Source organism: Ulvibacterium marinum (assembly GCF_003626755.1).
Classification (GTDB): domain Bacteria; phylum Bacteroidota; class Bacteroidia; order Flavobacteriales; family Flavobacteriaceae; genus Ulvibacterium; species Ulvibacterium marinum.
In genome coordinates this window covers 540,093-562,451 of sequence record NZ_RBCJ01000001.1, presented here as the reverse complement: position 1 = coordinate 562,451, position 22,359 = coordinate 540,093, and the positions used below count along the sequence as shown (strand labels likewise).

At 42.1% G+C, this 22,359-nt stretch carries 21 protein-coding genes; 13 read left to right on the top strand and 8 right to left on the bottom strand.

The window, feature by feature from the left end:
* Window positions 1-12 precede the first annotated feature (12 nt).
* The 8 genes from atpG (at window position 13) to D7Z94_RS02460 (ending at window position 7,873) form a co-directional block, all read left to right on the top strand.
* Window positions 13-873, top strand: coding sequence for an ATP synthase F1 subunit gamma (gene atpG / locus D7Z94_RS02495; RefSeq protein WP_120709919.1), 861 nt, complete (start codon window positions 13-15; stop codon window positions 871-873).
* Window positions 874-1,491: 618 nt separating this feature from the next.
* Window positions 1,492-1,995, top strand: coding sequence for a hypothetical protein (locus D7Z94_RS02490; protein ID WP_120709918.1), 504 nt, complete (start codon window positions 1,492-1,494; stop codon window positions 1,993-1,995).
* Window positions 1,996-2,077: 82 nt separating this feature from the next.
* Window positions 2,078-3,538 (top strand): lipopolysaccharide biosynthesis protein, encoded by a 1,461-nt coding sequence (locus D7Z94_RS02485; RefSeq protein WP_120709917.1) that lies wholly within the window; start codon window positions 2,078-2,080, stop codon window positions 3,536-3,538.
* Window positions 3,535-3,969 (top strand): dUTP diphosphatase, encoded by a 435-nt coding sequence (dut, locus tag D7Z94_RS02480; RefSeq protein ID WP_120709916.1) that lies wholly within the window; start codon window positions 3,535-3,537, stop codon window positions 3,967-3,969. Before D7Z94_RS02485 ends, dut begins: the two co-directional genes overlap by 4 nt.
* A 96-nt stretch (window positions 3,970-4,065) precedes the next feature.
* Window positions 4,066-4,998 carry a tetratricopeptide repeat protein gene (locus D7Z94_RS02475; RefSeq protein WP_120709915.1) on the top strand — a complete coding sequence of 311 codons (933 nt, stop codon included), beginning with the start codon at window positions 4,066-4,068 and terminating at the stop codon, window positions 4,996-4,998.
* A 2-nt stretch (window positions 4,999-5,000) separates the two neighbouring features.
* A complete protein-coding gene (locus tag D7Z94_RS02470; RefSeq protein WP_245967123.1) occupies window positions 5,001-5,798 on the top strand; it encodes a DUF4292 domain-containing protein in 798 nt (265 codons plus the stop codon).
* Window positions 5,799-5,841: 43 nt separating this feature from the next.
* A complete protein-coding gene (locus tag D7Z94_RS02465; protein WP_245967155.1) occupies window positions 5,842-7,017 on the top strand; it encodes a murein hydrolase activator EnvC family protein in 1,176 nt (391 codons plus the stop codon).
* Between the two features lie 19 nt (window positions 7,018-7,036).
* On the top strand, window positions 7,037-7,873 hold the full coding sequence (locus D7Z94_RS02460) for an aldo/keto reductase (protein ID WP_120709913.1): 837 nt from the start codon (window positions 7,037-7,039) through the stop codon (window positions 7,871-7,873).
* Between the two features lie 23 nt (window positions 7,874-7,896).
* Here the strand turns inward: D7Z94_RS02460 and D7Z94_RS02455 are convergent, their stop codons facing one another.
* Window positions 7,897-8,409 (bottom strand): acyl-CoA thioesterase, encoded by a 513-nt coding sequence (locus D7Z94_RS02455; protein ID WP_120709912.1) that lies wholly within the window; start codon window positions 8,407-8,409, stop codon window positions 7,897-7,899.
* A gap of 78 nt (window positions 8,410-8,487) precedes the next feature.
* Complete coding sequence (locus tag D7Z94_RS02450; RefSeq protein ID WP_120709911.1) at window positions 8,488-9,441, bottom strand: HU domain-containing protein; 954 nt, start codon at window positions 9,439-9,441, stop codon at window positions 8,488-8,490.
* Window positions 9,442-9,546: 105 nt separating this feature from the next.
* Here D7Z94_RS02450 and dprA point away from each other — a divergent pair, with 105 nt between their 5' ends.
* A complete protein-coding gene (dprA, locus tag D7Z94_RS02445) occupies window positions 9,547-10,650 on the top strand; it encodes a DNA-processing protein DprA (protein WP_120709910.1) in 1,104 nt (367 codons plus the stop codon).
* Window positions 10,651-10,818: 168 nt separating this feature from the next.
* On the opposite strand, the gene D7Z94_RS02440 is transcribed toward dprA, so the two are convergent.
* Window positions 10,819-13,371 (bottom strand): TonB-dependent receptor, encoded by a 2,553-nt coding sequence (locus D7Z94_RS02440; protein ID WP_120709909.1) that lies wholly within the window; start codon window positions 13,369-13,371, stop codon window positions 10,819-10,821.
* Between the two features lie 34 nt (window positions 13,372-13,405).
* Window positions 13,406-14,374, bottom strand: coding sequence for a tryptophan--tRNA ligase (gene trpS, locus D7Z94_RS02435; protein ID WP_120709908.1), 969 nt, complete (start codon window positions 14,372-14,374; stop codon window positions 13,406-13,408).
* Between the two features lie 73 nt (window positions 14,375-14,447).
* Between trpS and D7Z94_RS02430 the strand changes: the two genes are divergently transcribed.
* Window positions 14,448-15,182 (top strand): lysophospholipid acyltransferase family protein, encoded by a 735-nt coding sequence (locus D7Z94_RS02430; protein ID WP_120709907.1) that lies wholly within the window; start codon window positions 14,448-14,450, stop codon window positions 15,180-15,182.
* Between the two features lie 72 nt (window positions 15,183-15,254).
* On the opposite strand, the gene D7Z94_RS02425 is transcribed toward D7Z94_RS02430, so the two are convergent.
* The 4 genes from D7Z94_RS02425 to recA form a co-directional block, all read right to left on the bottom strand.
* The gene (locus D7Z94_RS02425) at window positions 15,255-16,838 is read right to left on the bottom strand and encodes an outer membrane beta-barrel protein (protein WP_120709906.1); all 1,584 of its coding nucleotides are present in this window, start codon (window positions 16,836-16,838) and stop codon (window positions 15,255-15,257) included.
* 59 nt (window positions 16,839-16,897) lie between these two features.
* Window positions 16,898-17,467: an RNA polymerase sigma factor gene (locus tag D7Z94_RS02420; protein WP_120709905.1), complete on the bottom strand. Its 570-nt coding sequence runs from the start codon at window positions 17,465-17,467 to the stop codon at window positions 16,898-16,900.
* A 27-nt stretch (window positions 17,468-17,494) separates the two neighbouring features.
* Window positions 17,495-17,905 carry a hypothetical protein gene (locus tag D7Z94_RS02415; RefSeq protein WP_120709904.1) on the bottom strand — a complete coding sequence of 137 codons (411 nt, stop codon included), beginning with the start codon at window positions 17,903-17,905 and terminating at the stop codon, window positions 17,495-17,497.
* Between the two features lie 164 nt (window positions 17,906-18,069).
* Window positions 18,070-19,074: a recombinase RecA gene (gene recA / locus D7Z94_RS02410; RefSeq protein ID WP_120709903.1), complete on the bottom strand. Its 1,005-nt coding sequence runs from the start codon at window positions 19,072-19,074 to the stop codon at window positions 18,070-18,072.
* Between the two features lie 394 nt (window positions 19,075-19,468).
* On the opposite strand from recA, the gene trhO reads away from it, so the two are divergent.
* From trhO to D7Z94_RS02395, 3 genes are all read left to right on the top strand, one after another.
* Complete coding sequence (gene trhO, locus D7Z94_RS02405) at window positions 19,469-20,500, top strand: oxygen-dependent tRNA uridine(34) hydroxylase TrhO (protein ID WP_120709902.1); 1,032 nt, start codon at window positions 19,469-19,471, stop codon at window positions 20,498-20,500.
* A gap of 223 nt (window positions 20,501-20,723) precedes the next feature.
* Entirely contained in the window at window positions 20,724-21,881 is a 1,158-nt protein-coding gene (locus D7Z94_RS02400) for a PSP1 domain-containing protein (protein WP_120709901.1), read from the top strand.
* A complete protein-coding gene (locus tag D7Z94_RS02395; RefSeq protein ID WP_120710846.1) occupies window positions 21,874-22,359 on the top strand; it encodes a gliding motility lipoprotein GldH in 486 nt (161 codons plus the stop codon). The genes D7Z94_RS02400 and D7Z94_RS02395 overlap by 8 nt, the downstream gene beginning before the upstream one ends.

Genomic DNA, 22,359 nt, shown 5'->3' with positions numbered 1-22,359 from the left:
TTAACTTAAAAAATGGCGAACTTAAAGGAAATACGCAGTAGAATAGCAACGGTATCTTCAACCATGCAGATTACCAGTGCCATGAAAATGGTATCGGCGGCCAAGTTGAAGAAAGCACAGGATGCTATTACCCAAATGCGGCCTTATGCGGATAAGCTTACGGAACTTCTGCAAAGTTTGAGTGCAAGCCTGGATGCTGATGCGGGAGGGAAATTCTCAGATAATAGGGAGGTCCAAAAAATATTGGTGGTAGCCATTACCTCCAATCGTGGACTCTGTGGCGCTTTTAATTCCAATATTATCAAGCAGTGCGTTTCCTTATTGCAAGGAACGTATGGGGACAAGCAGGTAGATTTCATGGCCATTGGAAAGAAGGGCAATGATATCTTGCGAAAAAAGTTCAATATAATGGCCAACCATAGTGAGGTTTACGATGCATTGACTTTTGACAGCGTAACCCTTATTGCGGAAGAACTCATGGAGCACTTTACCAGCGGTTCTTATGATAGGGTTGAATTGGTCTATAATAAATTCAAGAATGCTGCCACTCAGATTGTAATGACGGAGCAGTTTTTGCCTATTGTCCCCGCCGAGGAAGACGAAACATCCGTTACAGATTACATTTTTGAGCCTTCCAAGGAGGAAATCGTGGAAGAGCTGATTCCTAAATCCTTGAAAACGCAATTATACAAAGCGATTCGGGATTCCTTTGCCAGTGAACACGGTGCACGTATGACGGCTATGCATAAGGCCACGGATAATGCTACCGAATTACGTGACCAATTAAAACTTACTTACAATAAGGCCAGACAGGCTGCAATCACCAACGAAATTTTGGAAATTGTTGGAGGTGCGGAAGCACTCAACAATTAGGCGAAGCGTTAGCGGAGCCAAATGCATCAGTGCGGAAGCACCCGACAATTAGGCGAAGCGTTAGCGGAGCCAAATGCATCAGTGCGGAAGCACCCGACAATTGGGCGAAGCGTTAGCGGAGCCAAATTACCTCTGTGCGGAATCACCCGACAATTAGGCGAAGCGTTAGCGGAGCCAAATGCATCAGTGCGGAATCACCCGACAATTAGGCGAAGCGTTAGCGGAGCCAAATGCATCAGTGCGGAATCACCCGACAATTAGGCGAAGCGTTAGCGGAGCCAAATGCATCAGTGCGGAATCACCCGACAATTAGGCGAAGCGTTAGCGGAGCCAAATGCATCAGTGCGGAATCACCCGACAATTAGGCGAAGCGTTAGCGGAGCCAAATGCATCAGTGCGGAATCACCCGACAATTAGGCGAAGCGTTAGCGGAGCCAAATGCATCAGTGCGGAATCACCCAATAATTGGGCGAAGCGATTCACATTTTCTACGTATAAAGAACTCAAAAAAATAGGAAACCCTATATTTGTGAGGTTTCCCTTTTTTGTAACCTTTTTTATGGCATGTCCGCATATTGATTGTTAAAATCAATATGTAGGTCGATTGCCAATGTACCTATGAAACGTCCAATCTGTGGTCTGATTACGGTTGTATTTATCCTATTTGGATGTGCTTCCAAAAAGGAGTTAAAGACCGAATTGCCCTTTCGATTAGGGCAGGTTTATGCCCAGAGATGGATTATAGAAGAGAATCCAGAGGAAATAGGGTATGATGTAATAATACCCATTCGAAGTTTAAATACAAGAAGAGCTACTCTGCAAAAGCTGTATCACCGGGGTAAAGCAATCAATGTGAAAATTGAGCTTCGGAAAATTGGTGCGGTGGCCATAGCCGAGTACCCTATGGGAATTTTAGATAAAACAAATACAAGTATTAGGGACAGCTCGCCTAATGGCAATGAAGGCATTTTTAACGAATCCTTGTTGCCTTTTAAAATATCGAGGACACAAGCCGTTTTGACATATCTTGAAGACGGTGAAATCAAGTATTTTAAAATCGAGGGTATCAGGCAGAACCCAATTATGTCCTACTCTTCGCTATCCTTGCGAAATTTCGAGTGATTAGGTAAATATGGCCATAAAAAAGATAGGCCTTTTATACAAGAAGGGAAATCGGTACTTTTGAATTTCAATCATCGATTTCTTGAATCCACTTAAAAAACTATTTAAGCAGACCGCAATCTATGGCTTGGCCACCGTATTGCCTAGAATGCTTTCCTTTCTGCTATTGCCTCTTTATACTGCACTTTTGAATACTGCCGGTTATGGTGAGGTTTCTGTTATTTTCGCATGGTTCGCCATATTCAATGTATTGTTGGCCTACGGCATGGAAACGGCCTTTTTCCGCTTCTATAGTCAAGAGGAAGATAAGAACAAGGTTATCTCCACATCTTTGCTTTCCATCTTGGGAACCACGGCATTTTTTGTTTTTGCTGCATTACTTTTTCAGGAGAGCATGGCCCAAATTACCGGGATAGAGGTCAAATATGTTCGTTACGCCATTTTTATTCTTGCTTTGGACGCCTTGGTCATCATTCCATTTGCATGGCTTAGGGCTAACGAGAGGCCAACGAGATATGCTGTTATAAAAATTTTGAACGTATCCCTAAACTTTGGGTTGAATATTTTCTTTCTTTTATTACTGCCCAAAATTGCCCAGGGGAATCCTGAAAGCATATTTAGCGGATTGTACCAAGAAAATTTCGAAATTTCGTATATATTCATATCCAATCTCGTGGCGAGCGGCGTAACGCTTATATTAATGTCCCATCTCTATTTGCAACAGCCTTTCTTTTTTGATAAGGTGCTATGGCACAAGATGATACGGTATTCCATGCCCATTATGATCGCTGGAGTGGCCTTTACAATCAATGAAGTTTTTGACCGTATTCTTTTAGAATGGCTGTTGCCGGAGGATATCGCTAAAAGCGAAGTGGGAAAGTATTCCGCATGCTACAAATTAGCTCTTTTTATGACCTTGTTCGCCACCGCTTTTCGTATGGGAATTGAACCTTTCTTTTTTAATCATTTTAAAACCGAAAACCCTCAAAAGGCGTATGCACAGGTAACCAATTATTTTGTGGTTTTAGGAAGTATTATTTTATTGTCCGTAGTGGTTTTTGCGGATGTGTTGAAGGTTATTTTCGTTCGTAATGAGGCCTATTGGGAAGCCATGTCCATTGTGCCCCTTATTGTCCTGGCCAGTTTTTTTCTGGGAATTTATCACAATTTATCCGTTTGGTACAAGGTAACGGATAAAACAAGGATTGGGGCCTACATATCATTGATAGGTGCTTTGCTCACCATAGTAATTAATATGGCGTTTATTCCTCGTTTTGGATATGTTGCGTCTGCGGTGGCGACCTTGGTAGCATATGGGTCTATGATGATTATGTCTTTCTTTTTTGGACGTATGTACTATCCTATTCCCTATAACTTCAGAAAAATTATATTCTATCTAGGACTATCGATCCTGTTTTCCGCACTATCATTTTATGTTTTCAATGGGAACCTGTTGTTGGGATCAACTTTGCTCATATTGTTCTTAGGCTTGATTTACAAGATGGAAAATGATAAATTAAAACAGATATTTTTTAAAAAATGAAGATTAGGATTATTAACAAATCGGCTCACCCACTGCCCCACTATGAAACAAAAGCATCGGCGGGAATGGATTTAAGGGCCAATATTTCAGAACGGATAACGTTACAACCTTTAAAGAGGGCCATTGTACCAACAGGACTTTTTATAGAACTTCCCTTAGGGGTTGAGGCACAAGTTCGCCCCAGGAGCGGATTGGCCGCAAAAAAGGGGATAACCGTATTAAATGCCCCAGGAACAATTGATGCCGATTATAGGGGAGAAATTGGCGTGATTCTTGTAAATATTTCCGATGTTCCCTTTACAATCGAAAATGGGGAACGAATCGCACAATTGGTCGTTGCCAAACATGAACGAGCGGATTGGACTGAGGTTGCGGAATTATCTGAAACCGTTCGTGGGTCCGGGGGCTTTGGAAGTACTGGTACTAAGTGAGAACCCAATTGAACAAGTTGAGAATATAACCATGCCGAAATGCAGAACATAGCATCGTTTTTACTTCCTGAATACACCAAACGAGAAGTTTGATATATGAAATATGTATTTTCCATAACTATGATTTTTATGGGGCTTCTTTTGATGCCAGTTCTAATCTATGCACAAGAAAAGCCCATAGAAGTTGAAGAAAGTGCTGAAGTTTTCTTAGAGGAATACTCCGATGCTTTCCAGGAGAAGTTTTTTGAAGCCTTAAAGCAGAAAAGTATCGAGAATTATGACAAGGCCATAAACCTTTTCTTGGAGTGTAGACAAATGAATACCGATGGCCACGTGATAGATCATGAACTTGCCAAGGTATACTTAGCTGACAAACAATATACCTTGGCCGAGGAATATGGAATAGATGCACTGAATGCAGAACCTGAAAATCTTTGGTATTTGGATACTTTGGTAAATATTATCCTGAAGCAGGGAAGTTCAATAAATAGCATAAAACCAAATATCCCCTATGCCAATAGCCAATTGAGGGAAAACCTGGCTTTGATTTATTTCAAACAAAAGAACTTCGAAAGTGCGTTGGAGGTATTGGATGAAATCCAAGTGTCGGCATTTTCGGAAGAACTGCGTTCTAAACTTAAAGACTCAATCGAAAAGCAAAAGTCGTATAAAGCCAAAACATCTCTAGCGACTACAAACACGGTTATTTCGGATCCGTTACTGGACTATAAAACTAAGATAGAGGCCCTTATTCAGGCCAATGACTTGTCGCCTCTAGAGGAGATGGCGAATGAGGCTTTGGAAAGCTATCCATTACAGCCCTATTTTTATTATGCGTTGGCGCATGCCCTTAACAAAAAGGGTAAACATATGCGGGCAGCGGAGGAACTGGAATCTGCATTGGACTATATTTTGGATGATGTTACGTTGGCCAATAAGTTCTATGAAGAGTTGGTTACCGCATACACGGCTTTGAACGATACTTCTAAGGCAAATATGTATCTTCGTAAGATAAAACCCGGATTTTAGCTATGGATTGGCAATTGATGAGGTCACGGACAGGGGTAGGCTTTATGGTAATTTTGTGTTTAGTACTTTCCTGCAAATCTGCCAAAGTAGTTGGAGATGGCTCCATAGACGAGAAGTTATCGGCAAAGAATGTAATCCGTAAGCATTATCAAAACCAAACAAACTTCAATACGCTTAGTGGAAAGGCCAAAATAGACTATTCGGACGGAGAGTCTACTCAAAGCGTCAATGTAAGCCTTCGAATACAAAAGGACAAAGCCATATGGATGAGCGCTCCCCTGGGCTTGGTAAAGGCTTATATTACGCCTACTAGGGTTTCTTTTTATAACAAATTACAGAATGAGTATTTTGACGGGGATTTTTCATATCTAAGTGAGCTTCTAGGAACCGAGTTGAATTTTGACAACGTTCAGAACCTATTATTGGGTCATGCCCTTTTTGATTTACGTAAGGAAAAATATAACGTTTCCATTGCTCGAGCAAACTATCAGCTTAAGCCGAAACAGGCTTTACCGGTCTTCAAAGCATTGTTTCAAGTAGAACCCACAAATTTTAAGATAGCCACGCAACAATTATCCCAACCTTCAAAAAGACGGCTATTGGAAATAGACTACAAGGACTATCAAAAGGTGAGTGCTTGGATTTTACCTAAAAGGTTGACGGTCGCCGCCGTTGATAGTACCCAGACAAATAGTATTGACATTGAATACCGAAATATGGAATTCAATAAACAGCTAAACTTCCCTTATAAAATACCAAAGGGTTTTACAGAAATAGTTTTGAACAAGAATGATATATAGCGGGCTATATAGGATTTGTTTAGTATTGTTTTCGCTTCTCTGCATGGTGCCTGCAAATGCCCAGACCAATGAACAAAAGGTATTGGAGGCAAAACGGGAAAGACTTCAGAATGAGATACGGGAAATAAATCGCCTATTGTTCGCCGAGAAGAAGCAGAGAGGAACGGTTTTGGACCAAATGGAAGCTTTGGACAAAAAAATCAATGTGCGTCAGCAGTTGATCCAGGTAACCAATCAGCAATCCAATTTGTTGAATCGAAAAATCAACGCCAATATCCGGAATATTGCCAAACTTAAGGACGATTTGCAAACCTTAAAACAGGAATACGGTACGATGATTCGGAAGTCTTATCAAAACAGGGCCCAACGGAACCGATTGATGTTCCTGTTTTCCGCGGAAAATTTCTTTCAGGCGTTTAAGCGGTTGCAGTATATGAAACAATATACCGATTATCGTAGGGAACAGGGAGAAATGATACTCGAAAAAACGGATGAACTGACCCGTTTAAACAAAGATCTTACCGAGGAACGAAAAGTGAAGGAGGTGCTCTTGGCACAAAATAGAAAGGCCAAGAATCAATTAATGCGTGAGATAAAGGCCCAAAAGGAACTATTGGGATCAATTCGAAAGAATGAAAGTAAATATGCTGCCGCTATTGAAAGCAAACAACGGGAAGCTCGAAAAATTGATAAGCAGATTGAAGAACTAATACGCAACGCCATTGCGGCATCTAATAAAAGGGCCGGCAAAACGGGTACAGGTGTCAACAAATTTGTTTTAACCCCTGAAGCGACAATTGTGGCCAATAATTTTTCCGCTAACAAAGGGAAGCTCATTTGGCCTGTAGAAAAGGGAATAAAGAGTCAGGGGTTTGGGGTTTATAAGGATGCCGTTTATCCGGGGATAAAACATCAAAGCAATGGTGTGATTATTACCACGGAACAAGGTGCCAAAGCCAGGGCTATTTTTGAGGGCGAGGTCATTGCCATTCTTTCCGTACCAGGGGGAAACAAAGGAGTTCAAATAAAACATGGGAATTTTATTAGTACCTATTACAACCTCTCCGATCTTTTTGTGAGAAAAGGGGACAGAGTTGCTGCAAAAACGGAACTGGGCACAGTTTATACCAATCGGTCCAATGGTCAGACCCGCCTAAAATTTTATTTATATAAGGATACTTCAAAACTAAATCCCGAGGATTGGGTATATAGATTATAGAAACCAAAAATCATATAGGATGAGCACTATTACCGACATACAAGGAACTTTTGAATTACATAATGGGGTACATATGCCCTATTTCGGATTGGGGACATATCAGTCGGATAACGACCAGGAGGCTGTCGATGCGGTGCGATGGGCATTGGATGCCGGTTATCGTCATGTGGATACTGCAGCGGTCTATAAGAATGAAGAAGGTGTGGGCCAGGGTATCCGGGAGAGTTCGGTGGCCAGGGAAGAGGTTTTCGTGGTCAGTAAGGTCTGGAATTCCGACCAGGGTTATGAAAGTACTTTAAGGGCTTTTGAGGATAGTCTAAAGCGATTGAAACTTGAATATCTGGATCTTTATTTGGTACATTGGCCGGTTGCCGGAAGCTATAAGGATACTTGGCGTGCTATGGAAAAATTGTATGCCGAAGGGAGGATAAAGGCCATAGGGGTAAGTAATTTTCTGCAACATCATTTGGAAGATTTATTGCAGACCACAGAAGTTGTACCTATGGTCAATCAAATGGAATTCCATCCCTATTTAGTACAACAGGACCTAGTTGATTTCTGTACTTCAAAAGGGATACAATATGAGGCGTGGTCGCCATTTATGCAAGGGAAGCTGTTTCGGTTGGACATTTGTAAGGAATTGGAACAGAAATACAATAAGTCTGCGGCCCAGATTATTTTGAGATGGGATTTGCAGAAAGGAGTGGTTACCATTCCCAAATCGGCCAAAAAGGAGCGAATCCTCGCCAATGCCGCAATTTTCGATTTTGAACTTACGGCAGATGAAATCGCTTTTTTGGATAGTTTTGACCGTGGGGAACGTATCGGTCCAGATCCGGATAATTTCGACTTTTAAGATTTTTTAATAGGGTTTGGCGTCTATTCCATGAACAATGCCCTTAGCTCGGTGGCCTCCTTGGGCTTCATTTTTCCGGCCAATACCAAGCTGAGTTGCTTGCGCCTTAATGCGGCATCAAAACGTTCCTTTTCCAATGCACTTTCCGGTTCAAGTGGGGGTACTTCGGTAGGTTTTCCGGTTTCATCTACGGCAACAAAGGTATAAATGGCCTCATTGGCCTTGCTTCGCTTTCCATTATAGCGATCTTCCATCCAGACATCGATATATACCTCCATCGAAGTAGTAAAGGCTCTGGACACTGCCGCCTCAACGGTAAGGACACTACCTACGGGAACGGATTGGTTAAAGGCTACGTGATTTACAGAAGCTGTAACCGTAATTCGTCTGCTGTGTCGGCGTGCAGCAATACTGGCAGCCCTGTCCATTCGGGCCAACAATTCGCCTCCAAATAAATTGTTCAAGGGGTTGGTCTCACTGGGGAGTACCATGTCGGTCATTATGGTTCGGGATTCAGAAGGTTTTTTGGCCTGCATCTTTAAGTCTTTAGGGCTATATGCTTAATTACAAGAGCAAAGATACATTCAATTTAAAGGGAAATAAAGGACTGGAGGTTATTTTACGGACTTTAACCAAGCATCACTGGAGTGGGTTCGCCTAACCTGCTTTAAAGCTTCCAAAGCCTTCTTGGGGTCATTATGGCTGCTATAGGCTACCATATGTAGGCCAAATGCATTAGCACCTAAATAAGAAGCCTTAAACCCAAGTTGGTTCAATTGCTGGATTTTTTTGTCCGCATTGGCCCTAAATCGAAAGGCACCTGCAATGACATGATGCGTACCTTTTACGAGGCCTTTTTTGGTAACAACATCCAAGGTAAACGTGGGCAGTTCCATAGGCCTATTGCTAAAAAAAGTAGCTTCTTGAATACGTTTGGAGATTTGTTCCTGTGCTTCCTGTCTTGCCAACTGTTCTCGGTTCTGCGCTTCCTGATACGAACGAAAACCTGTCAATCCGGTGGCAAGTGCCAAAAAGAATACCGCTGCATATTTTAGATAGGGCCTAAAGGAATATTCCTTTCGTTTTTCAGGAGTGAAGGCAAAAGGTACTTTTTCCTCTAAAACAACAACACGCTCTTTTAGGTTTTCCCGAAGTACGGGCGAAGACGGGAATGACGAAAAGCCAAAGGAAGATGTGAGGTAATTGACTTGTTCGTAAGGTTGAAATTGAATCTTGCCAATTTCGTTCAACCATAATTCTCCTAAATTTGGCAATTCCAGTTTTTCATTTTTTTGCAAGCGGGTACTCCATTCTTTCGAAATACGGTCGATTTTTTGTGATGTTGCTTCATAAGAAATCTTTTCAACCTTGGAAATATAGGAGACCAAAAGTCCGTCATTGGAAGTGAGCTGCTTATTAAAGGAAAGCATTTTCGTGGGCGGATGAAATGTATGGGTAGTGGTATCGAGAATGGAGGATTTGGTTTGGGTCAAAAAAGCCCCAAAGCCCGGTATCACCACGCAATCATACCTATAAAGTAACTCTGTTATATAATGTTCCAATGCCATATGGGACAAATATTAAAAAAAATCATAGCCATATAAAGCACCTGCATAACTTTTTATTAACATTGTATTTCAGGCGTTTTGTGGATAACTAAAAGGGTTTTGTAAATGGTTAATAGCGAATTGATTGCGGCGCTCCGTCTCCAGAACGTCCCTAATATTGGCGATGTTACGGCCAAAAAACTTATAGCGCATTGTGGGAGCCCTGAAGCTGTTTTTGATGATAAACTGCATCACCTAAAAAAAATTGACGGAATTGGCACGGCCAAGCTAAAGGGATTGTTCGATTCAGAACACCTGGAAGCTGCCCACGTGGAGTACCAATTTATTTTGGAAAATGATATTACATGTTCCTATTTCCTGAATTCCGATTATCCCTCTTATCTAAAGCACTGCATAGATAGTCCTATTTTACTTTTTATGCGGGGGAATCTGGACTTGGAGGCAAGAAAAATTATCAGTGTTGTAGGCACACGGAACATAACAAGTTACGGCATGGCCTTTTGTGAAGCTTTTATCGAAGACATTGCTCCACTAAATCCTATTATTGTGAGCGGGTTTGCGTACGGAGTGGATATTTGTATTCAAAAAACGGCCATAAAGCATGGATTACAAACCATAGGTTGTCTGGCACATGGCTTAAATCAAATTTACCCCAAAGTACATTCCAGATACATGAACGATGTTGAGAAGAACGGAGGATTTCTCAGCGAATTTTGGAGTACCCAAAATCCGGACCGTGAGAACTTTTTGAAACGTAATCGGATTATTGCCGGAATGAGCGAGGCAACGGTAGTTGTAGAATCTGCCGAGAGGGGAGGTAGTTTGGTCACTGCGGATATCGCACATGGTTATAACCGTGATGTTTTTGCGGTACCAGGTCGTGCGGGTGACAAGTTCAGTTCAGGCTGCAATAATTTAATCAAACAACAAAAAGCACATATGCTTACCAAGGCTGCTGATTTAATATATTTACTGGATTGGGAATTGGAAAAAGAAGAGACCAAGACAGTACAAAAACAACTTTTTATAGAGTTGGACGATACTGAAAAATCCATTTACACTTATTTGCAGAAAGAAGGTAAACAATTATTGGATAGCATTGCCCTGGAATGCAGCTTGCCTGTTTTCAAGGCATCCTCTACTTTATTGAATATGGAAATGAAGGGTGTAATACGCCCCCTTCCCGGAAAACTGTTCGAAGCCATTTAGGATTTCCCCGACCAATAGGTCTGCACAGCTGGAAAAAGAACTCGAGAATCAATACTTTTGGCACTTTATCGATAAAATGCAGTTTAATAACCCTATAGGCACATCAGAAAATTAAAGATTAATTTATAAAACCGACCATGGGGTAGGTTTGCCAAAAACTTGATCCTGTCACATTTTGGAATCTTCGTTGCTGACCGTAAAGCGGGATAGTCCCTCGACAGGTCTTCCGTCCTGGGTCATTCCCTCCACCTTTATGATATATTCCCCAGTACTATCACCCGTATAGAAGGAAAAGGAAGGAGAACTATTTTTTGCTACAGGCAGTTTGGGTTCCCAATGCAAAGTGGTTCTGTAATCCGGTTTTTCATGTTCCTTTTTGGATACGGCATAATCAGGGGAATAGAATTCCCGTGCCTTATACAGCCCTGGAACAACAAAACCCGTGACCCCGGGAAAGCGTTTGGGGATGGGCGGGGGAATGCGTAGGGACCCTTTTGTGTAAATGGCTACGACCCCATTAATACCGCGACTGCCGTAGGCTGCCGCCGCCCCTCCCTTAAGGACATCCAGGAATACAACTTCACTTGCCATCATAAATCTGACAAATTCCCAAGTAACTGGACCGCTATCAACAATAAAGAGAGGTTCCTGCGGCCCTGAAATACTGCCATTTGGCCGCAACACAGTTTTTTGTTTGGGGTAACTACCAAATACCTGCACACCGGCCACTCTACGTAACATATCCATCATACTGGCGCCTTGTAAGCCAGGGAGGGAATCTGTAAATAATCGTTGGGTTGGTCTTTGGTGTAGCGTAATTTCATCGGCCTCTTTCGTTATAAGCTTTGCCCTGGTCCTTTTCTCGCCAACCAGGGTCACTTCTTCCAATTTGGTTATTTTAGGGTCATAAGCGAAGTCGGTTTCCTTTTTCTTACGTACCGTTTCGAGATAGTCCTGTATGTTTCCGGTAAGTGCAAATGTGCTCTTTCGCCCCAAAGGTTGTTTGAAAGGGACAGAAAAGGTAGTAGAATCCAGATAAATGGCCACTTCCGGCTTTCTCTTTTTCTCCAGTGCAAAGGCCTCGATGATTCCTTTAATACTGTCCCGAAAGATAAACGGACCAAAACTGAACTCTCCCTGAGGGTTGGTCGGGCTTTGTTCTTGATAGGCGCCATCATCCAAAATGGTAAACTTCACCTGGGACTTCAATGGTTTGTTACTGTTGTAGAATGCTGTGGTCTTGCCGCGTATTACGATTCCCTTTTCGGGGGCATGTTCCAACATCTTGGTCGTTAAGGTATCACGAATATCCTTCCATACGAACCTGCGCCAACCATGGGTAAGCATTAATACATCCAAAAGCTGTTTTCTGGAGGAAGAGTCGTCCCTAAAAAAATAGTCCGAATCTGGCACGGTACCACCTAAATCGGAATCCAATAGCAACCAACTTTTGATATTCGTTCCCCTTTTACTTTTAAGATGGTTATCATTGCTAACCACACTTGCCGAAAGCTCACCTGGTATGGGCATCCCCTCCTTATCCGTGAGTGCTATCATGGTAGAAACCGATTCACGGACTCCATAGTCCATGAACTCTGTGCTTATTTCAAGTTCTGGATTATCAGGGGAATCCATGAATACCAGACGTTCACAGAGCGGTTCCCCGTCCCGTGCGAACAAGGTAAATTGTGCCACACCGTCCTTTAACTTATCTGTGGACAATTTAAAAACGGCACTACCCTTGGCGTTTGGTTTCTCTATATGATGTTGATAAATGACTTCCCCCCGAAGATGGCCCAATAAAAACAATCCCTGTAGTCCCTTTTCACTATTGGAGGTAACCTTAATAAGAATATGGTCTCCTTTGTTTTTGAGATTGAGCAGGTAGCCCTTGGCCAATGGTTTCGGTAAAGGAAACGATGCATCGATTTCCCCATTGTCAATCCGGGCATAATAGGTTTTTCCGGGCTCCGGGGTAAAATTCACGTTCCCCAACCCAAAATCGAAAGTTCGGAAAAAAGCGACCGGAGTACCATTTTCATCCAGTACGCTTCCCTGTAATGCAATACCGTTTCCAACACCATCGGTGACCTTTAGACCCATGACGTTTTCCAGTCCTTCGACTAAATGTCCACCTTCTGGGAAAAATCTGATCTGCAGGCGGATTGTTTTTGGTTGTGATAAAGGGGCTGAATATATTTCAGCAGCGGGCAGTTCTATTTTATCCATGGCCTTTGGCAAGTCCCAAACAGGAATCTGTTTTTGGAAAAAGAGCGGCTCTTTTTCGTTCAGCATATACTTGGTATAGGCCCTTAAAGTATAAGTTCCCCCTTGAAGGCTATCATTTATTTTGATGTCGCCCGCTGCTCCAAGATTTTCTATGTAAAGTTTCCTTTGGGCAATTAGACTATCTTTTTCGCTCCAAAGTTCTACATAGGCTATCTTGCTCTTGGTGCTTTGAGTGTGGGTGATGCCATCCACCAAATAAGCTTTGAACCAAATAGTCTCTCCATTGCCATAAAACTCCTTGTCCGTTTGTACGTACATTTTTTCCGGTCCGCGAGTGGTCGCATAATTACGTAATTCCTCTAAAATGATTTGGTGAGACGGGTTTTCGGTCTGTTGCGAATAGAGATTGGAACCCTGAAGTACTGGGAACAGAAGGGTAACGAAGAAACCAAGCCGTATTTTCTTTGTAAGGGGGAGGAAGTTATGAAACATGGTTAAAGCGTTGACGGACGCTTTAATATACGAATTAATACCCTAATTTCCCACGGACCCTGTACAAAACTTCGTCAGCCACTTTTTTGGCCTTTTGAGCCCCAAGGGCCAGGGCTTCGTCCACCTCTTCCAGATGGGTCATATAATACTCAAATTTATCGCGGGCATCACCGAACTTCTGTAGCATAAGTTCGAACAAAGCTTGTTTGGCATGCCCGTATCCATAATCGCCCGCTAGGTAATTAGCGCTCATTTCCTCGATCTGTTCCACACTGGCCAATATTTTATAGAGTGCAAATACATTGTCCGTTGAAGGATTCTTGGGTTCTTTGAGCGCCTTACTATCGGTAACTATGCCCATTACTTGCTTGCGTAGTTTTTTATCTGGTTGAAAGATATCGATAAGGTTGCCCTTGCTTTTGCTCATCTTTTCCCCGTCCGTACCGGGGACATACATGGTTTCTTCCTGTACCTTGGCTTCCGGTAATACAAAGGTTTCACCCAATTGGGCGTGGAATCGTGAAGCGATGTCGCGGGTCATTTCCAGATGTTGCAATTGATCCTTACCAACAGGAACAATGTTGGCATCATATAACAAGATATCGGCTGCCATCAATATGGGATAGGAAAAGAGTCCGGCATTTACATCCTCCAATCGACCTGCCTTGTCTTTAAAGGAATGGGCCAAGGTCAATCTTTGGTAAGGAAAAAAGCAACTGAGGTACCATGCCAGCTCGGTGACCTGAGGCACATCACTTTGTCTATAAAAAACTGTTTTTTCCGCATCCAGCCCAAAGGCCATCCAAGCAGCGGCGGTTGCATACGTATTATTACGCAGTTGGTTCCCATCCTTTATCTGGGTAAGCGAATGCATGTCCGCAATAAAGAGAAAGGACTCGTTTTTGGAATCAGCGGCCATCCCTATTGCTGGAATTATCGCTCCAAGAATATTCCCCAAATGTGGGGTTCCCGTACTTTGTATACCCGTTAAAATTCGTGCCATAAGCTTAGTTCAAAGAGAGGCAAAGGTAAAAGAAATCAGAAAAAACAAAGGCAAAATAGCTATTTTTGGCTGTATGCTCGCATTACTAAAAAAAATAGGCCAGACGCTGTACCGTATTTGGTTCTATATCTTGGTGGCAGTACCTATCCTTATCTTTTTTCCATTCCTTTTGGCGTTTACTTTTTCAGAAAGAAACTACCCCCAATTTTTTTGGATGGCCCGAAACCTGTGGGCCATCCCTATTCTTTATGGTATGGGCTGTCCGCCCCAAATTGTACGCGGGCGGCATATGGAAAAAGGCAGAAGTTATATGCTTGTGGCCAATCATACGAGTATGTTGGACATTATGCTTATGCTATGGATAAGCAGAAGTCCTTTTGTTTTCGTGGGCAAAAAGGAATTGGTTAAAATCCCGTTGTTCGGATTTTTTTATAAACGGGTCTGTATCATGGTAGATCGGGAAGATACGCGAAGCAGAACGGGAGTTTATAGAAGGGCGCAACGGCGTTTGAACCAAGGGCTAAGTATTTGCATCTTTCCCGAAGGTGGTGTCCCCGAGGAACACGTCATCTTGGACGAATTTAAGGATGGGGCGTTCAAAATGGCCATTGCCCATGGTATTCCTATTGTGCCCATGACCTTTTTTGATGGTAAAAAACGGTTCCCCTTTACTTTTTTTAGCGGAGGCCCAGGTGTGCTACGGGTAAAAGTACATCCCTTTTTTGAGACGCAATCCTTGACCGAGGAAGATAAAGGGAAACTAAGGGAACAGGTCCGCGGTCTAATTTTAATGGATTTACAAAAATGAAAACGCCTCGACAAAGCTGTCGAGGCGAATTAGTAGTCGTTGAGGGTACAACGACTTACCTAACCAACATCATTAGAATTTAAAACTCAATCCACTATATACGCCCACCGAAAACGGTTGGAAATCCCCAGCAGTTTCTGAGAAGGTATTCAGTTGATACTTAAAAATAGGCTCCAGATTAAACTGTAATTTAGGTGTAAATCTATAATTGAGGCCAAAACCTACATTGGTACTAAAGTTTACATTATTGACATTATTGGCCTCTCCCACTTCTGTGGTAAGCCCCTCTGAGGTAAGGGTAACCGCATTATCTACTAGGAACAAGGAGCTTACCCCACCGATTAGATTTATACCAAATTTCCTATCCAGAAGGGCGTAGTTAAGTTCCACGGGCACTTCAAGATATCCGAACTGTTGGGCCATAATTCCGTTCCGTGCCGGATTCTGGGCGGCTATATCCAAAAGTGCTGCTTCTGGATCGGCCACGGCATTGGAAATGCCGTTAGCCTTGCTTTGTACCACTAAGGTTTTGGAAGTAAAGGTATAATCTATATTATCAATTTGCCCTTCGGCGGAAGCCTGAAGGGAGGAGGAAAATTCTACATCGTTGGTATCGTAACCATAATCTACCCTATGAAGCCCTGAACGAATGCTTAACCTATCACTGATTTCATAGGCCACCGTAAGACCATAACTTAAATTGATATCCCCGGACTTTGAATTGGGAACAAAAATGGAGTGTACGGGAGATCCCTCACCGATAGCATTATAATAGACGGGTGCAATGCTGGGTCCTGCGGACCATTTACTACTTTTTACCTCTGCTATGGCCTCATCTTCTTGTTGCTCTTCAATTTCATCGAAAATTGATTTATTATTGTCCTGCTCAGCCTCCTTCGTTATCTCTTCTCCTGTTTTTGCAATACCTTCCTCCGATGTATACTTTAGATTGTCTTTGGGTGATACTTTGGCAGGATCGGTTTCCGAATCAGGGATGGACTCCATTTCTTTTCCTTTTTCGCCATCTAAATCAGTATTTGAAATAACAACGGCTTTATTTTCATTTTTGGGAACAAGATTAGGGCTATTCTTAAGTTGGAAATTATCCGTATCCGCTTGATTTTGTCGCTTGTCTTTTTGGGAATCTGTAATTTGAATGGCCTCGCCTTGTCGATTTTTTTCCGAGATGATATCATTTTTCCCTTTATTGATTTTGTCTAAACGGGAATCCGCCGGATTTTCCTGGGTATCTGCAACGGCCGCATTTTTGTCCTCTGTTCGATCGATTGTATCTATGGTTTCTTCGTCGTTAGTCATATCAACATCTGCAACCTCAGTTTCAATGGAACCTTGTGGAGAGGAGGAATCCGTTTCCTTTTCTCCTTTGGTTTGCTCCACATCTTGAACATCGGTATTTTCAATATCCGTGATTATAATATCCTGTTCAGGGGAATTCCCCAAGGGATCAATAACGTAAATAAGTAGGGCCAATACGGCGGCCACTCCACCCAATTTCCACCAAAGGGGAATCACTTTATGGGATTTTTTCTTTTTGTCCAATGAGGCTTCAATGGATTCCCAGACTTTCTCGTCCGGTTTTTCCTTGAAATCCTTGAATTTTCTTTGGAACAATGTGTCTAAGTTCTTTTTGTTCATTTTACAATGACTTAAGCAATGTTCATGTTTTCTTTTTCCGAACCCGGTTTATAGTTTCTTTATAGGGTGCCCACTACTGCAATAATCAAAATGCCGATTATTGACCGGGTCGTTTCGGTTTCAATTTTTTCTTTTAAAATGGTCCTTGCACGGGCAAGGTTTGATTTTGATGTTCCTGGAGACGTTCCCAATAGTTTACTGATTTCTTTATGGGAATAGCCGTCCAATACATATAAATTAAAGGTTAGTCTGTATTTATTAGGTAGCTCTTGGATGTATTTTAGCAACGTCTGCAAGCCGATGTCCGCATAACCTTCGGATTCAAATTCTACTTCTTCGCCAATATTCTCAGTAACCACTTTTAGGTGTTCCTCCTTGCGATACTTTTGCAATACGGTATTCACGGTTATACGTTTTATCCATCCTTCAAAAGAGCCCTTGGAGCGGTATTGACCAATCTTGTCAAAAATGGTAATAAAACTGTCATGAAGACTATCTTCTGCCTCAGTTCTATTACGGGAATATTTAAGGCATATACCGAACAGTATATCGGAGTATTTCCTATATAGCTGTTCTTGCGCTCTTCTGTTACCCTTTTTACAATTGGCTATGAGTTCTTCCAGACTCAAAATGTTGGTTAGATTTTGTTGCTTTAATTAGTTAACAGGTACTTCCACTTCAAAATACTCATCCGTGCCATCTTCAGTTCCTTGCCAGAACCTAAAGGTGTACGGCTCATCGAATAGCACGACAAAAACAAAGGTGGCTTCCTCCTCCTCAACCGCTGCGGTACAGGCTTGATCTGTCCGTACCGAACCCACCGCTACCACATTACGGACGGTGACATCCTCTTTGACAAAGTCAAAACCTTCAAAAAAAGTACAGCCGTCCGGTCTTACATAGGTAACCTTGATTTCGTAAGTCCCATTGAGATCAAATGATTCGGGAAGTTCCGCACTCGTAATCTGTAAGGCCGTAAAATGAAAGTTTGGCCCATCATCCCCCAAATTGCAAGAACTAAGGCCAAGCACCAAAAGGGAATAAAAAATTATACGATAACTTTTCATTGGCAATTGGGTTTTCTTCTAAGATGTAAAGAAAAGGCAAAGGTTGCGTAAATATACGTTATGATGTACTAAAATTGCGTTTAATCCAACACCTTAGCATCAATGCGCTTAAGACATTAGGGGAAAAACCCCTATGCTTTTTTACCAAAAAGAGAAGTTGTATGCTATTTTAAGGCGTTTATCGCTTCCCGTATTTTACCTTCTAATTCCTCAAAAAGTTCGGGATTATCCATGAGCAGTGATTTTACGGCATCTCGTCCCTGGCCCAGTTTGGTATCACCATAACTGAACCACGAACCGCTCTTTTTTACGATTTCGTATTCAACGCCTAAATCTATGATTTCCCCAACCTTGGAAATTCCCTCGCCATACATAATATCAAACTCTGCGGTCTTAAAGGGAGGGGCCACCTTGTTCTTGACTACTTTTACCCGTGTTTTGTTACCTTGTACAGAACCGTCGGTATCCTTGATCTGGGTAGATCTACGAATATCAAGTCGAACGGAAGCATAAAACTTCAATGCGTTACCTCCCGTGGTAGTCTCCGGATTGCCAAACATAACTCCGATTTTTTCCCGTAATTGGTTGATGAAGATAACTGTACAGTGGGTTTTGCTTATAGATCCCGTTAATTTCCGTAAGGCCTGGGACATGAGTCTGGCGTGTAGCCCCATTTTGGAATCCCCCATTTCGCCTTCAATTTCACTCTTTGGGGTAAGTGCGGCAACAGAATCGACAATTACAATGTCTATTGCGCCGGAACGAATAAGATTATCGGCAATCTCCAAGGCCTGCTCTCCGTTATCAGGCTGGGATATGATGAGGTTGTCAATATCTACACCCAACTTCTGGGCATAGAAGCGGTCAAAGGCATGTTCTGCATCTATAAAGGCTGCAATCCCCCCATTTTTTTGAGCTTCGGCTATGGCATGTAGCGTTAAGGTGGTCTTTCCAGATGATTCGGGGCCATAGATTTCGATGACCCTTCCTCTTGGATAGCCCCCGACGCCCAACGCAATATCAAGACCCAAGGAACCGGAAGGGATTACCTCAACTTCTTCAACCACACTATCGCCCATTTTCATTACGGCACCTTTGCCATACGTTTTGTCCAGTTTATCCAAGGTAAGTTTTAAAGCCTTTAATTTGGCGTCTTTTTCGGAGCTCATGTTATCTTTGATTAAGGACGCTAAAATACCATTTCTTTTTGCATATCGCAATGGGGACGCAACCTTTTTGGAAAACCTGCATCTAGTTAAAAATCGCCGGTACTAACTCAATACATAAACCATTGTTTTTAGTGGCAATGGGCAGCGGTGGCCATTTCCTTTTTGCATTTTTTTAAAGAATGCTATGAAAAAGAAAAATGGGATGGCCGATGAAGAGTCTTGAACAGTTCAAGGCTCTTTTTTATTGATGACTGCGTATTTTTTTTGTTCATAGTCATGGATAATGTCACTACTCTTTTCCTAACGGAGTCTCTTCGAACCGTCTTGGAGTTTTCCATATTATCTTACCTTTGTACATCAAAATCATTCTTTTAACTTAAACTATTGGTATAGCATGCAACTGTACAATACCTTAAGTGCAAAGGAAAGAGCTGCTCTTATTGAAAAAGCTGGACAGGAACGGCTGACCATCTCTTTTTATTCCTATGCACAAATTGGCAATCCGCTGATTTTTCGAAACCACTTGTTCATACACTGGAACGAGCTTGATGTTCTAGGTAGGATTTATGTGGCCCATGAGGGCATCAATGCCCAGCTATCCGTTCCCGCTGAAAACTTTGGGGCGTTCAAGGCACATCTGGACAGTATTTCGTTCCTTGAAAATGTTCGTCTCAACATTGCCATTGAACAGGACAACAAATCGTTTCTAAAGCTAAAAATTAAAGTCCGTAAAAAAATTGTTGCCGATGGCCTCAACGACCATACTTTTGACGTCACCGATAAGGGCATACATGTAGACGCAGAGCTGTTTAACGAGCTCATTGATGACCCGGATACGCTGTTAGTAGATATGCGCAACCACTATGAGAGTGAAATAGGCCATTTTAAAAATGCCATTACCCCGGATGTGGATACCTTTCGTGATTCCTTGGATATCATTGAAAGGGATTTGGCTAACCATAAGGAGGATAAGAAACTGGTTATGTATTGTACAGGGGGTATTCGTTGCGAAAAGGCCAGTGCGTATTATAAACACAAAGGGTTTAAGCAAGTCTATCAGTTAGAGGGGGGAATCATTGATTATGCCAGACAGGTAGAGAAAAAGGGACTTGAGAACAAATTCCTTGGTAAGAATTTCGTTTTTGACCATCGCAGGGGTGAACGCATTTCGGAAGATATTATTGCCCAGTGCCATCAATGCGGTAGATCTTGTGACAACCATGTAAATTGTGCCAACGAGGCTTGCCATCTTTTGTTCATCCAGTGCGATGAATGCGCTAAGAAAATGGATGATTGCTGTTCGGACGACTGTAAGGAAGTCCACAACCTTCCTTATGAAGAACAAAAAAAACTGCGCAAGGGAAAGGTAGTAAGTAACAAAATTTTCAAGAAAGGGCGTTCAGAAGTATTAAAATTCAAAAAATAATCTCCAAAATTTGGAGGTGCAGGGAAATAATAAATGCGAAATTTCAGTAGGCTCAAACTTAATTTTTTGATCTACCCGAACAATGCCCATGAATTGAATAACTTTTCATCAAATTAAAAAATCACTACCTTTACATTTAAGTTAAATATGAACCTTTTTTGATCGAGAATCCTGCAGATTTTAGTGCTTTGAGGGCAATTTCGGTCAAATCAAGATATTAAATATGGGGTGTAGCAGTTGTTCGACCGCTAAGGACGGACAGCCACGTGGATGTAAGAACAACGGGACTTGCGGTACGGATGGCTGTAATAAATTGACGGTTTTCGATTGGCTTTCCAATATGTCGCTTCCCAATGGTGCAAAGCCGTTTGACTGTGTGGAAGTCCGATTCAAAAATAGCAGAAAGGAGTTCTTTAGAAATACGGAAAACCTAACGCTGTCCATTGGTGATGTTGTAGCAACCCAAGCGCAATCCGGTCACGATGTTGGCATGGTTACCCTTACAGGTGAGTTGGTTAAGGTCCAGATGAAAAAGAAAAAGGAAGACCATCATTCCCCTGACCTTCCCAAAATATATCGCAGGGCTTCCCAAAAGGACATCGATAAATGGCAGAAATGTAGAGGCAGGGAAGAAGAAATCAAGAAAAGGTCCAGGGAAATTGCCATTATATTGGGTCTTCAAATGAAAATCTCGGATGTTGAATTCCAGGGAGATGGCTCCAAGGCCACTTTCTATTATACTGCGGAGGAACGCGTAGATTTTCGCCAACTGATAAAGGATATGGCCAAGGCCTTTGGTATACGCATAGAAATGCGTCAGATAGGGTACCGACAGGAAGCTCAACGACTGGGAGGAATTGGATCTTGTGGCCGGGAACTATGCTGCTCTACGTGGTTGACCGATTTTAGGTCTGTAAGTACTTCGTCGGCACGTTATCAACAGTTATCCTTAAATCCCCAAAAATTGGCCGGCCAATGTGGTAAGCTTAAATGTTGCCTCAATTATGAATTGGATATGTATCTAGAGGCCTTAACAGATTTCCCATCTTCAGATACCAAACTTCAAACCGAAAAAGGATTGGCTTTCTGCCAAAAAGCGGATATCTTTAAATCTACCTTATGGTTCTCTTACCGGAATGAACCCTCTAATTGGCATGCACTTTCCAAAGATCAGGTTTTGGAAATTATTCAGAAGAATAAAAAAAAGGAAAAAGTAGCCAGCTTGGAAGAATATGTGGCCGATAATTCCGTTCAGGAAGAAATGGCCTTTGAAAATGTTGTAGGTCAAGACAGTCTTACCCGTTTTGATAGACCAAAGCGAAGAAAAAATAGGAATCGGAAATCAAGAAAGAATCAGAAAAGACGTCCAAAAAATGCTTAGGAGTTTACTTGCCCTGACGGTTATGTTACTCTTTATTTCCTGTAATGACGCTTTGATAAAAGCAGAATACAAGGCTACCGACAAGGGCTTCTGGAACAAGGAAAACACTATTGAATTTACATTTTCCGAAATGGATACCTTACGTTCCCATAATGTGTTTATCAATGTAAGAAATGATGAGACCTTCCCTTATAGTAACCTCTTTTTGATAGCCGAACTCGATTTTCCTTCTGGGCATACAATTGCTGATACTTTGGAATATGAAATGGCCAGACCGGACGGGAGTTGGCTGGGGAAAGGCTATGGTAGCATAAAGGAAAACAAATTATGGTACAAGGAGAACATCGTTTTTCCTTCTTCTGGCGTATATACTTTACGCTTGGCCCATGCTATGCGAAAAAATGGTAAAGTGGAAGGAATCGTAAACTTGCAGGGAATAACGGATGTCGGTTTCCAAATTGAAAAAAGTGACCCATAA